We start from the raw sequence: 13,388 nt of genomic DNA on the forward strand, positions 1-13,388 counted from the left end.
CTGATGATCGGAACGTAGTCGATCCATTGGAGCGGGATGCGGGCGGAAAACCGCAGACACTTTTCCTCATCCCGTTCTAAAAAGCCTCGCTCAAGCTTGGCCAGCTAACTTCCCTTAACACGTCAGCAGGCGATCGCCGCAGACGGAGACAGGACCGCACCCTCCTCCCCTGCAAAGCGATCGCCTGCTGAGGTGACCACCTCAAGGGTCGCCGGCTGCGACCCTGTTGCCCCTTCCAAGATAGCTCGCCGTTTGTTAGCAGTGCGCCGCAGAAGCGCCCCGCTTGCTGAGAGCCGAGGGACGCTCGAACATCCTGGGCCCGCGCTTGGCCGCATCCAGGCAATTGGACGAGACAGATGCAGAAAACCCCCGCGCAATGCGAAACCATGGCCGACGTGCGTGCCGAGATCGACCGTCTCGACCAGGCGCTGATGGCGCTGTTTGCCGAGCGCTGGGGCTATATTGACCGCGCGGCCGAGATCAAGGCGCCGCTGAAACTGAAGGCCGACATTCCGGCGCGGGTGATGGAAGTGCGCGAGAATGCCCGCAAGAACGCTGCGCGCGTCAACCTCGATCCTGATTTTTACGAAGACATCTGGGCGCGGCTGATCGGCCACGCGATCGCTCATGAGCAGAAGCTGCTTGGCGAAACCGGCGACGAATAACGTCGCCGCCTCGCTCTTTCAATCTACGGCCGTCAGCGCCCGAGAATGTAACCCTGGAGACGGTCCGCCGCTTCCCTCACATGGTCCGGATCGCGCAGGAAGCAGGCGCGCATGAACAGCGAGCCGCCGTCGCCGAACGCCGTTCCCGGCGCCAGGCCAACGCCGGTCTTGTCGACGATGTCGATCGCCGCCGCGCGCGAATCGGTGACGCCGTCGATCTTCAGGAACGCATAGAGCGCGCCATCGGGTTTGAGCGTTTCCACCCGGTTGGTGGCGATCAACGCGTCGCAGAAGACGTCCCGGTTCTTCGCCGCCTTGGCGACATTGGCATCGACGAAGGCGTCGCCCTCGTCGAGCGCCACGACGGCACCGCGCTGCATGAACTGGGCGACACCCGAGGTCGAGTATTGCACCAGGTTTTCGAGCACCTGGCCGATCGCGGGCGGAGCCACGATCCAGCCGACACGCCACCCGGTCATCGACCAGTTCTTCGAGAAGGAATTGACGAAGAGGATGCGGTCGCCTTCCTCCATCACGTCGAGGAAGGACGGCGCGCGGGCGCCGCCATAATAATAGAGCGCGTAGATCTCATCGGCGATGATCCAGAGCCCCTGCCTGCGCGCCAGCGTCAGGATCGCGGCCAACTCCTCGCGGGTCGCGGTCCAGCCGGTCGGGTTCGACGGCGTGTTGATGAACAGCGCCTTGGTCTTCGGACCGATCGCCGCCTGCAGCCGATCGAGATCGAGTTGCCATTTGCCGTGTTCGAAACGAAGCTCCACCGAGACCGGGCGAACGCCGGAGAGATCGGCGGCGGCGGCAAAGTTCGGCCACGCCGGCGTCAGAAGCACCATCTCGTCGCCGGGCGAGGCGATCGCCTCGATCGAGAGCTTGATCGCCTGCATGCCGGAGCCGACGACGTAGAAATTCTCGGGCGAAAGCGACTTCTGAAAGCGCCTTTGATAGTAGCGCGACAGTGCCTCGCGCAGCGGCGGGATACCGCGCTGCCAGGTGTAGAAGGTCTCGCCGCCGGCAAGCGCATCGCGCGCAACGTCGCTGATGAAGGCAGGCGTCGGCAGGTCGCCTTCTCCGACCCACAGCGGGATCAGGCCATCGCGCCCGCGTGCATAGTTCACCACCTCGACGATGCCGCTTTCAGGTGCCGAAAGCGCACGGGGACTGATGGTGCTGAGGATGGTCATCGGCGGGCTCCGGATGCACGACGTTAAAGGCCGCGGCCTTTAGATCATCGTGAAAGATTCCAATGGACTAGAGCGACATGGACCGCTCCAGCTTGCCCGTTGCTTCTAGCCGCTTTCGCCAAGGCGATCACGCGACTTTATCTGACCGGTTTATCGATTTTTGTGATGTTTCGCGGCCCCGGCGAAGCCAGGGCCGCGAGGAAAATCACGCGCGCTGCTTCAGCAGGTCGCGGATTTCACCGAGAAGCAGAATGTCTTCCGGCGGGGGCGCGGCCGGTGCTTCGTCCTTCTTCTTCTCCATCGAAGCGCGCATGCGATTCACCGCCTTGATCATCAGGAAGATGATCCAGGCAAGGATCAGGAAGTTGATGAGCACGGTGATGAAGTTGCCATAGGCAAAGACGGCACCCTGTTGACGGGCGGCGGCGAGAGACGTCGCCGTCACGTTCGCCGAGAGCGGCAGGAAATAATTGGAGAAATCGAAACCGCCGCCGGTCAGCGCACCGACGATTGGCATCACCAGGTCCTCGACGACCGACGTTACGATCTTGTTGAAGGCGGCGCCGATGATGACACCGACCGCGAGATCCATCACGTTCCCGCGGGCAATAAACTCCTTGAACTCATTCAGCATAAATCTCTCCGTATTATCCCCGTTTGAAAACGGCTGGCGGCGCTGTCCCGCGCTGCAAGCGTTTACGGAAACTAAACCAAAGCGGGCAGCGAGAAAACCTTTCTTTGCCTTTGGTCAATTGGCAGCGGATGGAGCAGGAACGGGAAGGCAGCCTGTGCTGTACACCGATTTCTCGTGTCGAGCCTTGAACTTAAGACTCATGCGGCAGGCAATTCTCAACCCGGCGGACTTGTCCTATGCTCCGCCCTGGAGGAATGAGGCATGCTTTCGGGTTCGGTCATCTTTGCCTCGGCCTTCGCCTATCTGCTGCTGCTGTTTGCAGTGGCTAGCTATGGCGACCGGCGGGCCAGGAGGAACAGCGCTGCGCTGAAGGGCAGACCGCTCGTCTATGCGCTGAGCCTTGCCATCTATTGCACCTCCTGGACCTATTTCGGCGGCATCGGCCTTGCTGCCGAACGCGGACTCGAGTTCACCGGCATCTATATCGGCCCGATCCTGATGTTCACGCTCGGCATGCCGCTGATCCGCAAGATCATCCGCCTTGCCAAAACCGAGAAGCTGACCTCCGTCGCCGACTTCATCGCCGCCCGCTACGGCAAGAACCCGGCGGTGGCCGCCATCGTCGCGCTGATCTCGCTGGTCGGCGCCATTCCCTATATCGCGCTGCAGCTGAAGGCGATTTCGAGCTCGGTCGCAGCGATGATCAACACCAGCGACTACGGCATCGGCGCCGGGCAGAGCTACGTCGATCTTCCCCTGCTCGTCACATTGTTTCTCGCCTGCTTCGCCATCGTCTTCGGCACGCGCCATACGGACGCAACGGAGCATCAGGACGGCCTGATCCTTGCGATCGCGATGGAATCGCTGGTCAAGCTGGTGGCACTCGTCACCGCCGGCTTCTACATCGTCTTCGTCATCTTCAACGGACCGGCTCACCTGTGGTCGCTGGCGGCAGAGAGCCCCGCCGTGCAGTCGGCGCTCTCCTACGAGACCCCTATCGCCCGTTGGGTGCTGTTGATCGTCACGTCGGCTTTCGCGATCATCATGCTGCCCAGGCAGTTCCACGTGACGGTCGTCGAGAACCGCACCGAAGGCGAGCTTCGCACCGCGGGCATCCTCTTTCCACTCTACCTGATCGGCATCAATCTCTTCGTGCTGCCGATCGCGATAGCCGGCATCCTCACCTTTTCCGGTTCCGGCGACGCGGATCTCTACCTGCTGACCTTGCCGCTCGCCAACGGCCTGCCGGTGCTGACGCTGATCACCTTCATCGGCGGTTTTTCGGCAGCGACCGCGATGGTGATCGTCGCATCCGTGGCACTGTCGATCATGATCTCCAACGATATCGTCATGCCGGTGTTCCTGCGCCGCAACCTCAGCCAGCGCGGCGGCTTGCAGGAAAACCTCGCGGGAACGCTGCTCAACATTCGCCGTTCGGCGATCTTCGTGGTGTTGTTGCTCGGCTATGGCTACTACCGCTCCGCCGATATCAGCGCCGGCCTCGCCTCGCTCGGCCTTCTGTCTTTCGTCGCCATCTCGCAGATGGCGCCAGCGCTGCTCGGCGGCCTCATCTGGCGACAGGCGAATGCCCGCGGCGCGATCACCGGCATGGTCTCGGGCTTCCTCGTCTGGGCCTATCTGCTCTTCCTGCCGAGCCTCGGCGGACCCGACAATTCCCATGTGGCGACGACGATCTTAAGCTTCCTGTTGCCGTTCACCGACCTCTTCTCCGGCCCCAACGCCGACCCGCTGGTCAACGCGACGGCGCTCAGCCTGCTCGTCAACTGCGCCACCTATGTTCTCGGATCGCTGACCCGCACACCGAAGCCGATCGAACGCTTCCAGGCCGGCGTGTTCATCACCCGGCGGTCGCGAACCGAAGGCGCCTTTCGCGGCCGCAAGACCAAGGTCACGGTGCGCGACCTCAAGGCGACGATCGCCCGTTACATGGGTGCTGAGCGCATGCAGCGCTCGTTCCATACGTACGAGCGCCAGACCGGCCGCTGGCTGGACGACAATGCGCCAGCCGACATGGCCGTGGTGCATTTCTCCGAGCAACTGCTCGGCAGCGCCATCGGCTCGTCCTCCGCCCGGCTGGTGCTTTCCCTGGCGCTGCAGCGCGGCGACGACACATCGTCCGAGACGGCCTGGCTGCTCGACCAGGCGAGTGAGGCGCTGCAATACAATCAGGATATGCTGCAGACTGCGCTCTCGCAGATGGACCAGGGCATCGCCGTCTTCGACAACGCCAACAACCTGATCATCTGGAACCGGCGCTTCCGCCAGCTTCTCGACCTGCCGGAGGCAGCCGGCCAGGTCGGCTTCCCGCTTGCCGATATCGTCTCGATCCTCACCAAGCGCGGCGATATTCGCAAGGATCAGGAAAAGGGGCTGGTCGCCAACTTCCTGACGCTAGACAAACCCTTCCTGCTCGAACTGGGCAACGGCGAGCGCATCATCGAAGTGCGCACCAACGCCATGCCCGACAAAGGCATCGTCACCACCTATACCGACATCACCCAGCGCGTCGCCGCCGACATGGCGCTGAAGCAGGCGAACGAGACACTGGAACTGCGCGTGGCCGAGCGCACCGGCGAATTGACCCGGGTGAACCGGGAGCTCGCCGAGGCGCGCGCGGCCGCGGAAGAGGCCAATATCGGCAAGACGCGGTTCTTCGCCGCCGCCGGCCACGATATCCTGCAGCCGCTGAACGCCGCCCGCCTCTATTCCTCGTCGCTCGTCGAGCGGCTCGGCGAGTCCGACAACAGCACGCTGGTCGAAAACATCGATTCCTCGCTGGAATCGGTCGAGGCCATCCTTGGTGCCGTGCTCGACATATCGCGCCTCGACACCGGCGCCATGAAGGCGCGGATACAGTCCGTTCCGCTCAACGAGCTGCTCAGAAGGATCGAGACGGATTTCGCCCCGATGGCGCGGGCCAAGGATCTCGAACTCATTATCATGCCGACATCGCTCGTCGTGCGCAGCGATCCGAACCTGCTGCGCCGCGTCGTCCAGAACCTGGTCTCCAACGCGATCAAATACACCCTGGCCGGCAAGGTGCTCGTCGGGGTGCGCAGACATGGCGCCATGGCGACGATCGAGGTGCTCGATTCCGGCATCGGCATTCCCCAGTCGAAGTTCCGCACCGTCTTCAAGGAATTCGCCCGGCTCGACGAAGGCGCCCGTACGGCGTCCGGTCTTGGGCTCGGCCTTTCGATCGTCGACCGCATCTCGCGCGTGCTCAACCATCCCGTCAGCCTGCAATCGACGCCCGGCAAGGGCACGGGCTTCAAGGTGACCCTGCCACTTGATGCCAGCGCCGGCGAACGGGTCGCTGTCCGTCCGGTGCCACAGAGCAAGGCAAGCGAGGCGCTGAACGGCCTGCGGGTGCTTTGCATCGACAACGAACCGCGGATCCTCGAGGGTATGCGGGTGCTGCTGTCAGGTTGGGGCTGTATCGTCAGTACGGCGGAATCGCTTTCTGCCTGTTCAGATTTCGGCGTGGAGCCCGGCGAGAAGCCACACGCCGTCATCGCCGATTATCACCTCGACGACGGGACCGGCATCGAGGCGGTCGCCCGCATTCGGGCATCGACCGGCGAAGCGACGCCGGCGCTGCTCGTGACGGCCGACCGCTCGCCGGAAGTGCGCGCCGCGGCCGAACGCGACGGCATCGCGATCCAGAACAAGCCGGTGCGCCCGGCGGCGATGCGCGCCTGGCTGACGCAACTTTCGACGGCGGCACGAACGGCTGCGGAATGAACGGCTCCCACGTTGTGGGGCCGCCTGGGACGAGAGAAATCACAAAGCCAAGGCCGGCCGCATCAGGCGGCGGCGACGGTGCCGATCTTCGAAAGCTGGATGACCGCTTGGGTGCGGCTGTCGACATTGAGCTTTAGCAGGATCGCCGAGACATGCGCCTTGATCGTCGCCTCGGAGACGCCGAGTTCGTAGGCGATCTGCTTGTTGAGCAGGCCCTCGCCGAGCATACTGAGCACGCGGGACTGTTGCGGCGTCAAGGTCTGCAGGCGCTGGAGCAGATCGGCGACCTCGGGTTCGTATTCCTGAGCCTGGTCGTAGCCCGCGGGAACGAAGACCTCGCCGGCCATCACCTTCTCGATCCCCTCGCGGATTTCCTCGATGCCGGCCGATTTCGAAAGAAAGCCGGACGCGCCGAGATCGAGCGCGCGATGGATCGTCGCCGGGTCGTCATGGGCGGAAACCACCATGACCGGCAGGCTCGGAAATTCGGCGCGAAGTGCGATCAGACCGGAAAGCCCGCTGACGCCGGGCATGGTCAGGTCGAGCAGCATGAGATCGGCGTCAGGGTTGTCGGCCGCCGCCTTGCGCGCGGCTGCGAAATCGCCGGCCTCGACGATGGCGGGCGCGCCGTCCACGCCGCTCAGTGCCTGGCGCATTGCGCCCCGAAACAGCGGATGGTCGTCCGCGATGATGATGGTCATGTCCGGTGTCATGCTGCTCCCTCCCAAGAGCCCGGGCTGAAATCTGCACGCCCCCACGCGCCGATCCGCATCCCGCATGGCCGATCCGGAAACTCAGGTCTTCTGCGGCTCCTGAGCGGGGTCGCTGCCTTCGAGATCCTTCACGATATCCATGAACCTACGCATCATTCTTTCCATGATGCCCATTGCCCGGTCAATCTCTTCCTCAGCCGGAAGGTCCTGTTTTGCGACACTTTCACCGGCTTTGGCCGCCTTTTCCAAAGCATCGACCCGCTTCGTCAGGAGGTCCAACTCCTGTTCAAAAGCGGCCCGCTCGTCGGCGGCCATGCGGCACACCAACTGGCCGTCCTTCTCCTGGCAGAGCGATACCTCGCCGGTCTGGGTATCGAGCCGGGCGATACCGGTGTCGGACTTCTGCATGCTGTAGCGTCCGGGGGACGGATCCTGCGCGCTGGCGCCGCCGGCCAGAGCCAATCCGGTACCGAACAGAAGTATGGCAGCAGCGTTTTTCATGACATCTTCTCCGTTACGATCCTTGTCGGAACATCACATGTGCGCGAACGAGAAGAGCGAAATCGGTCTTCACCGCCGATTATGCGCGAATCGTCGTCCTTCTGCGATGGACAATCGCCGATATTTACGGCAAGGCCACGACAGAAGATTACGGGGACAGACGGGCACCATGAGTTCCATCATCTACAAAATCGTTCCGGCATTGCTGTGGCAGGAAGCCAAGCGCAGCGGGCGCTTCGACGGCGCGCCGGTCGATCTCGCCGACGGTTACGTCCATTTTTCGACCGGTGAACAGGTGGTCGAGACGGCAGCGCGCTACTTCGAGGGACAGGAAGGCCTGCTTCTGGTCGCCGTCGACGGCGACGCACTTGGCGAAGAGCTGGTCTATGAACCCTCGCGCGGCGGCGCCCTCTTCCCACATCTCTATGCCCCCCTCTTCCTGTCGGCCGTTCTCTGGGAAAAGCCCCTGCCGCTCGGCGCCGACGGCGCGCATATCTTCCCGGAACTTGATGCATGAACCCGCTGACCAGCCTTGCCCGCCGCGGCCTTTTCCTCTTCGATCCGGAGGCCGCGCACGGCCTTTCGATCAAGGCGCTGAAGACCGGGCTCGTACCGAACTGTCCCGCCAGGGCCGACAAGCGGCTTGCGCAGACAGTCGCTGGCATCGTTTTTCCGAACCCGATCGGCATGGCGGCCGGCTACGACAAGAATGCAGAGGTGCCGGAAGCACTTCTGAAGATCGGCTTCGGTTTCACCGAGATCGGCACCGTCACGCCGAAGCCGCAGGCAGGCAACGACAAGCCGCGCATTTTCCGCCTGGTCGAGGACGAAGCGGTGATCAATCGCCTCGGCTTCAACAATGAAGGCCATGGCGCAGCGCTGGCGCGGCTGAAGGCCTGTTCGCGCGATGCGCTGATCGGCGTCAATATCGGCGCCAACAAGGACAGCGCCGACCGCATCGCCGACTATGTCAGCGGCATCCATACGTTCTACTCGGTCGCCCGCTATTTCACCGCCAACATCTCCTCGCCGAACACGCCGGGTCTGCGCGACCTGCAGGCGCGCGAAAGTCTCGCCGCCCTGTTGTCGGCGGTGCTTGCCGCGCGTGACGAAGAGGCGCTGCGCAGCAATCGCCGTGTTCCCGTCTTCCTGAAGATCGCGCCCGATCTCACCGAAGAAGGCATGGACGATATCGCTGCCGAAGTGCTGGCACACAATCTCGACGGCCTGATCGTCTCCAACACGACGCTTTCGCGCGACGGCCTCAAGGATCAGGCCCAAGCGAAGGAGTCCGGTGGCCTCTCGGGCAAGCCACTGTTTGAAAAGTCGACGGCGGTGCTTGCCCGCATGCGCAAGCGTGTCGGCCCGAAGCTGCCGATCATCGGCGTTGGCGGCGTCAGCTCGGCCGAAACCGCGGCCGAAAAGATCCGCGCCGGCGCCGATCTGGTTCAGCTCTATTCCTGCATGGTCTATGAGGGCCCTGCCCTGCCGGGCCGCATCGTACGTGGCCTCTCGGATCTCTGTGAGCGCGAGCGTCTCACCTCGATCCGCGATATCCGCGACAGCCGTCTCGACTACTGGGCCGGCAGGAACGTCTGACGCGCCTTCATCGGGATCCGCGACAAGAGGAACAGCCCGCGCATCAACAGGAACAGGTTGAGCCCCGCCCACAGGCCATGATTGCCGAAGGCGGGGACCAGCACAGCGAGCGCTGCGGCATAACCGACAAAGGCCGCCAGCATCATGTTGCGCATCTCGCGCGACCAGGTGGCGCCGATGAAGACGCCGTCCATCAGGAAGGCGAGCGCGCCGGTCATCGCCGTCACTGCCGCCCAGGGCAGATATTCGTAAGCCGCCGCGCGAACATCCGGGGCCGTCGTCAGAAGATCGATGAGCCTGCCGCCGAACAGCAGGAAGGCAACGGTCGTCACCAGTGCAAGCCCCAGCGACCAGGCGGCCGTCAGCCGCAGCGCACGGTCGAAGGCCGGGCGGTAACGGGCGCCGATCGAGCGGCCGATGAGCTGTTCCGCCGCATTGGCAAGGCCGTCGAGATAGTAGCCGGCAACGAGGAAGATCGTCATTAGCACCGCATTGGCGGCAAGCGTCACAGGCCCGAAGGCGGTGCCGATGCGGGTCATCAGCGTGAAGGCGGCCAGCAGCAGGAACGAGCGGATCATGATGTCGCGGTTGAGGCCGAAGAGCGGCTTCAGCCGTTCGCGATCGAAGATCTCGGCCCAGCTTGGCGCATCCTTGCGGTCGAAGCGTCCACAGACGATGGCAAAGCCGACGAGCGCGCCGATCACCTCTCCGGTAACGGTTGCGAGCGCCACTCCCATCACACCCCAGCCGAACACCAGGCCGAGCAGGATCGACAGCACGATGTTGATGCCGTTGATCAGCGTCTGCAGCATCAGCCCGATGGTGCCTTCGCCGCGGCCGAGCACGAAGCCAAGGATGGCGTAATTGGCAAGCGCCGCCGGTGCCGAAAGGATGCGACAGAGAAAATAGGTGCTGGTGACATCAGCCACCTCCGGCTCCGGTCCCATCAGCCAGAGGCCACCGGACAAAAGCACCGGCGAAACGAGCAGGCTGACCGTGCCGCAAACGAGCGCAATGATCAGCGATCGCCAAAACACCGCCTGCTGCTCGCGCCGGTCGCCGCGGCCATAGGCCTGGGCAACCAGACCCGTGGTCGCTGCCCGCAGGAAGTTGAAGCTGGTGAAGATCAGGTCGAACAGGATGGCGCCGACGGCAAGGCCCGCCAGCAAGGTTGCCTGCCCCATGCGGCCGACAACGGCGGTATCGACGAGGCCTAGCAAGGGCGTAGTCAGAAAGCCGAGCGTCATCGGCAACGCGATCGCCAGGATCAGCCGATGGGTGACATGGAACGGGCCGGCAGCGTCGCTCGGCGAGGCGGAAGAGGCGGTCATCGAACGGTCCGGGCGTGGTAGGTGAGAGATGACCGTTTTAGGGAATGAGCATGGGGGGATGCAAGCGCGTCGTGCAGCTCGGCGAAAACGTCCCAATGCGGCAAGAGCCCTTCACCCTAGCCCTCTCCCCCGCAAGCGGGGAGAGGGACGTGGCGAACGCAACGTCACCCCCGGCATCGATCGAAGGAAAGTCCGGATATCAGTCACAGTGGATTGGAAGGGCGCGGCAAGCGTCCTACTCCCCGCCTGCGGGGAGATTGTCCGGGCAGGGGGATGAGGGGCGCAGTTCCATACGAATGCGGACGCTATCAGCCCGAAAGTACCATCGCCCAGAACGGACGGTTGCCGGAGGCTGCGTTCTGCGCGACGGCAACGCCCAGGCCACGGTAATTGCCGAGCATGTTTTCGAGATGCTTGGGCGACCTGTACCAGGCGTCGTAGGCGCGTTCGGCATCGTCCTGGCCCACGGCGATGTTTTCGGCGGCCGGAAGCGTCACGCCCTGGCCCTTCATGCGGTCGTAGAAACTGTCGTTCCAGCCGATCAGGTGCTGCATCTTGCCGGCCTTGGCCATGCGCGCCGCCTGGTTCATCGCAGCGACGGACGCCGCATGGTCGGCGACGAGCTCGGTCAGGCCCTTACCCTTGCGCAGCTTGTTGACATAACCGAGGCTCGCTGCGGTCTGGTCGCTGCCGGTGCCGCTTTCGGGCATCAGCACCTTGGACGTCGTGCAGCCGGCAAGTGCGCTGAGCGAGAGGATGGCGGTCGCACGCAGCAGGCCGCGGCGTTCGATCAGAAGAAGGCGGTCCTGCATCGTCAACGCCGAAAGTTCAGGACGCGCAGGATGACGAAGGCCGGCACAACGATCACGGCGCCGAGCAGCAGATAGTCGCCGACCCGACCAAGCGCTGCAAAGCCGGTGTACCAGAGGTCGAGCAGGAAGTTGCGGACGGCGAAGTAGATATCGGTCGGATACCAACCGAACATCCTCATCACGAAGCCGACGAGGATCGACACCACGATGAGCTTGACCAGCACACGCAGCGGCGAGTCACCCAAGAATCTGTTCATTCCGTCCGACATCAGCGAACTTCTCCTGTTTGTCTTCACATAAGCCGCGATCGGCAACGTCGCAAGTCACCGGCCCCGGCGGGCACGGCCCGCGCTTCCGATCGCGCCAGATTCCGCTTGTATTTTGCGGCATCCGGCGTCAGAAGCGCTAATCGCAACCAACATCTCACATTGATGACGCTCAACCAGCTCTCCTCCGGCGACCTGATCGCCGACCGCCGCGCCGACTACGCAAAAATGCTTGCCGAGGGCGGCGAGCCCGCAAGTGCGGCCGAACTCATGGCGCAAGCGCTGGAACAGGCACCCAACTGGGCAGCCGGCTGGTTTCGGCTCGCGGACTATGAAGAAAAATCTGGCCGGAAAGAGGCGGCGATCGAAGCGCTGAGGAAAACGCTGGCGCTCAGCCCCCAGGATATCTTCGGCGCCGGCCTCAAACTGGCTCTGCTTGGCGCTGCGGCCATGCCCGAACAGCCCCCGAGCCTCTATGTCGAGCGCCTCTTCGACGACTATGCCGATCGCTTCGACAAGGCCCTGGTGGAAAAGCTCGGCTACACCGTGCCGCAGAAGCTCGCAGCCCTCATTCAAAGTCATATCGGGCAAAGCCACACGGGAGGCCTCATCTTCGAGCATGTGACGGATCTCGGCTGCGGCACCGGCCTCTTCGGCGAGCGCATCCGGGATCAGGCACAGTTCCTCGAAGGTTTCGACATCTCCATCAATATGCTCGCCAAGGCCGAGGCGAAATCCACCTACGATCGGCTGGCGCGCGCCGATCTCTCTCTTTCGCCGGAGGTTTCCGGCATCTTCGGCAACTTCGCCACCGCCCGAGCCGATCTCGTCAGCGCCGCCGACGTTCTCATGTATCTCGGCAATCTCGACAGTGTCTTCGACATCACCACGCGCCTGCTCGCCCCTCAGGGCCATTTTGCGTTCTCGGTGGAGGACGCCGGCGATGGGGAGGAGTTCCTGCTGCGGCCGTCGCTGCGCTACGCTCACAGCGAGACCTATGTCCGCGGCCTCTGCGCAACGCATGGACTGGAGCTTGTGGCCATGGAGCACACGGTCATCCGCATGGATGCGGGAGAGCCAGTCTTCGGCATCCTGTTCCTGGCGCGCAAGCCTGCATAAAACGCAAGGCAGAGTCGCAAAAATAGGTCAGCATAACTGACATATTTTTCTTGATTGTTGTTGTGCATTGCAGCATTGCTCAAGCCATCGCAATCGAGGATTTGCCATGGCCCAGATCAGCAGCGTTTTCGGTCTCTGGAACACCAGCCCGACCCGGCACTCCGCCGTCGAGGACCTGCAAGGCATCTTTACCGGCAGCCTGATTGCGGCGCTCGGCCTCTATTTCCTCGCAAGCGCCGGCCTTTTGACCGGCAGCACGGCGGGCGTCGCCTTCCTTTTGCACTATGCTTTCGGCATCAATTTCGGCCTCGCCTTCTTCCTGCTCAACCTGCCGTTCTTCTATCTTTCGCTGAAGCGGCTGGGCCCGGCCTTCACGGTCAAAACCTTCATCGCCATCGGCGTAACCTCGTTCCTGACAGACATCCAGTCGCGCCTCTTCCAGATCGGCACGATCCAGCCAGCCTGGGCGGCCCTGCTCGGCGGACTTCTGCTCGGCTACGGCCTGCTTGCGCTCTACCGCCACCGCGCCAGCCTCGGCGGCGTCGGTATTCTCGGCATCTATCTGCAGGAGCGCTTCGGCATTCGCGCCGGCCTCGTGCAGCTTGCGATCGACATGGTCGTGCTCGTCTTCGCCTTCGGCGTGACTTCGCCCACCGTCGTTGCCTGGTCGGTGCTCGGTGCTGTCGTCTTGAACCTGTTCGTGGCCATCAACCACCGCGCCGATCGTTACATCGCGCTCTAGAACGCCGTACGTTCATCTGAACGCGGATGCTCTAGGATGCAG

Annotated in this window: 13 protein-coding genes; 6 read left to right on the plus strand and 7 right to left on the minus strand. The window is 63.3% G+C overall.

Annotated features, from left to right (window positions below):
* The first annotated feature begins 356 nt into the window (after window positions 1-356).
* Window positions 357-665: a chorismate mutase family protein gene (locus tag BLU15_RS08780; protein WP_034797078.1), complete on the plus strand. Its 309-nt coding sequence runs from the start codon at window positions 357-359 to the stop codon at window positions 663-665.
* Between the two features lie 32 nt (window positions 666-697).
* On the opposite strand, the gene BLU15_RS08785 is transcribed toward BLU15_RS08780, so the two are convergent.
* Both BLU15_RS08785 and mscL read right to left on the minus strand, forming a co-directional pair.
* Window positions 698-1,864 carry a pyridoxal phosphate-dependent aminotransferase gene (locus tag BLU15_RS08785; RefSeq protein ID WP_090295003.1) on the minus strand — a complete coding sequence of 389 codons (1,167 nt, stop codon included), beginning with the start codon at window positions 1,862-1,864 and terminating at the stop codon, window positions 698-700.
* A 205-nt stretch (window positions 1,865-2,069) separates the two neighbouring features.
* Entirely contained in the window at window positions 2,070-2,498 is a 429-nt protein-coding gene (mscL, locus tag BLU15_RS08790) for a large conductance mechanosensitive channel protein MscL (RefSeq protein ID WP_034797082.1), read from the minus strand.
* Between the two features lie 261 nt (window positions 2,499-2,759).
* On the opposite strand from mscL, the gene BLU15_RS08795 reads away from it, so the two are divergent.
* On the plus strand, window positions 2,760-6,263 hold the full coding sequence (locus BLU15_RS08795; protein ID WP_090295005.1) for a PAS domain-containing hybrid sensor histidine kinase/response regulator: 3,504 nt from the start codon (window positions 2,760-2,762) through the stop codon (window positions 6,261-6,263).
* A gap of 62 nt (window positions 6,264-6,325) precedes the next feature.
* On the opposite strand, the gene BLU15_RS08800 is transcribed toward BLU15_RS08795, so the two are convergent.
* Both BLU15_RS08800 and BLU15_RS08805 read right to left on the minus strand, forming a co-directional pair.
* Window positions 6,326-6,976, minus strand: a complete 651-nt coding sequence (locus BLU15_RS08800) for a response regulator (protein WP_034797087.1) — start codon at window positions 6,974-6,976, stop codon at window positions 6,326-6,328.
* Between the two features lie 81 nt (window positions 6,977-7,057).
* On the minus strand, window positions 7,058-7,477 hold the full coding sequence (locus BLU15_RS08805; RefSeq protein ID WP_034797089.1) for a hypothetical protein: 420 nt from the start codon (window positions 7,475-7,477) through the stop codon (window positions 7,058-7,060).
* 169 nt (window positions 7,478-7,646) lie between these two features.
* Here BLU15_RS08805 and BLU15_RS08810 point away from each other — a divergent pair, with 169 nt between their 5' ends.
* Both BLU15_RS08810 and BLU15_RS08815 read left to right on the plus strand, forming a co-directional pair.
* Window positions 7,647-7,994, plus strand: a complete 348-nt coding sequence (locus BLU15_RS08810; protein ID WP_034797103.1) for a DUF952 domain-containing protein — start codon at window positions 7,647-7,649, stop codon at window positions 7,992-7,994.
* A complete protein-coding gene (locus tag BLU15_RS08815) occupies window positions 7,991-9,076 on the plus strand; it encodes a quinone-dependent dihydroorotate dehydrogenase (protein ID WP_060522330.1) in 1,086 nt (361 codons plus the stop codon). The genes BLU15_RS08810 and BLU15_RS08815 overlap by 4 nt, the downstream gene beginning before the upstream one ends.
* Here the strand turns inward: BLU15_RS08815 and BLU15_RS08820 are convergent.
* From BLU15_RS08820 to BLU15_RS08830, 3 genes are all read right to left on the minus strand, one after another.
* Window positions 9,052-10,407: an MATE family efflux transporter gene (locus tag BLU15_RS08820; RefSeq protein ID WP_090295006.1), complete on the minus strand. Its 1,356-nt coding sequence runs from the start codon at window positions 10,405-10,407 to the stop codon at window positions 9,052-9,054. The genes BLU15_RS08815 and BLU15_RS08820 overlap by 25 nt on opposite strands.
* Window positions 10,408-10,715: 308 nt before the next feature.
* Window positions 10,716-11,219 (minus strand): CAP domain-containing protein, encoded by a 504-nt coding sequence (locus tag BLU15_RS08825; RefSeq protein WP_090295008.1) that lies wholly within the window; start codon window positions 11,217-11,219, stop codon window positions 10,716-10,718.
* 2 nt (window positions 11,220-11,221) lie between these two features.
* A complete protein-coding gene (locus tag BLU15_RS08830; RefSeq protein ID WP_034797119.1) occupies window positions 11,222-11,488 on the minus strand; it encodes a DUF6460 domain-containing protein in 267 nt (88 codons plus the stop codon).
* Between the two features lie 162 nt (window positions 11,489-11,650).
* Between BLU15_RS08830 and BLU15_RS08835 the strand changes: the two genes are divergently transcribed.
* Complete coding sequence (locus tag BLU15_RS08835) at window positions 11,651-12,604, plus strand: methyltransferase (RefSeq protein ID WP_060607105.1); 954 nt, start codon at window positions 11,651-11,653, stop codon at window positions 12,602-12,604.
* Between the two features lie 106 nt (window positions 12,605-12,710).
* A complete protein-coding gene (locus BLU15_RS08840; RefSeq protein ID WP_034797123.1) occupies window positions 12,711-13,346 on the plus strand; it encodes a YitT family protein in 636 nt (211 codons plus the stop codon).
* Window positions 13,347-13,388 lie beyond the last annotated feature (42 nt).

This window comes from Ensifer sp. YR511 (assembly GCF_900103045.1).
In the GTDB taxonomy this organism is placed as follows: domain Bacteria; phylum Pseudomonadota; class Alphaproteobacteria; order Rhizobiales; family Rhizobiaceae; genus Ensifer; species Ensifer adhaerens.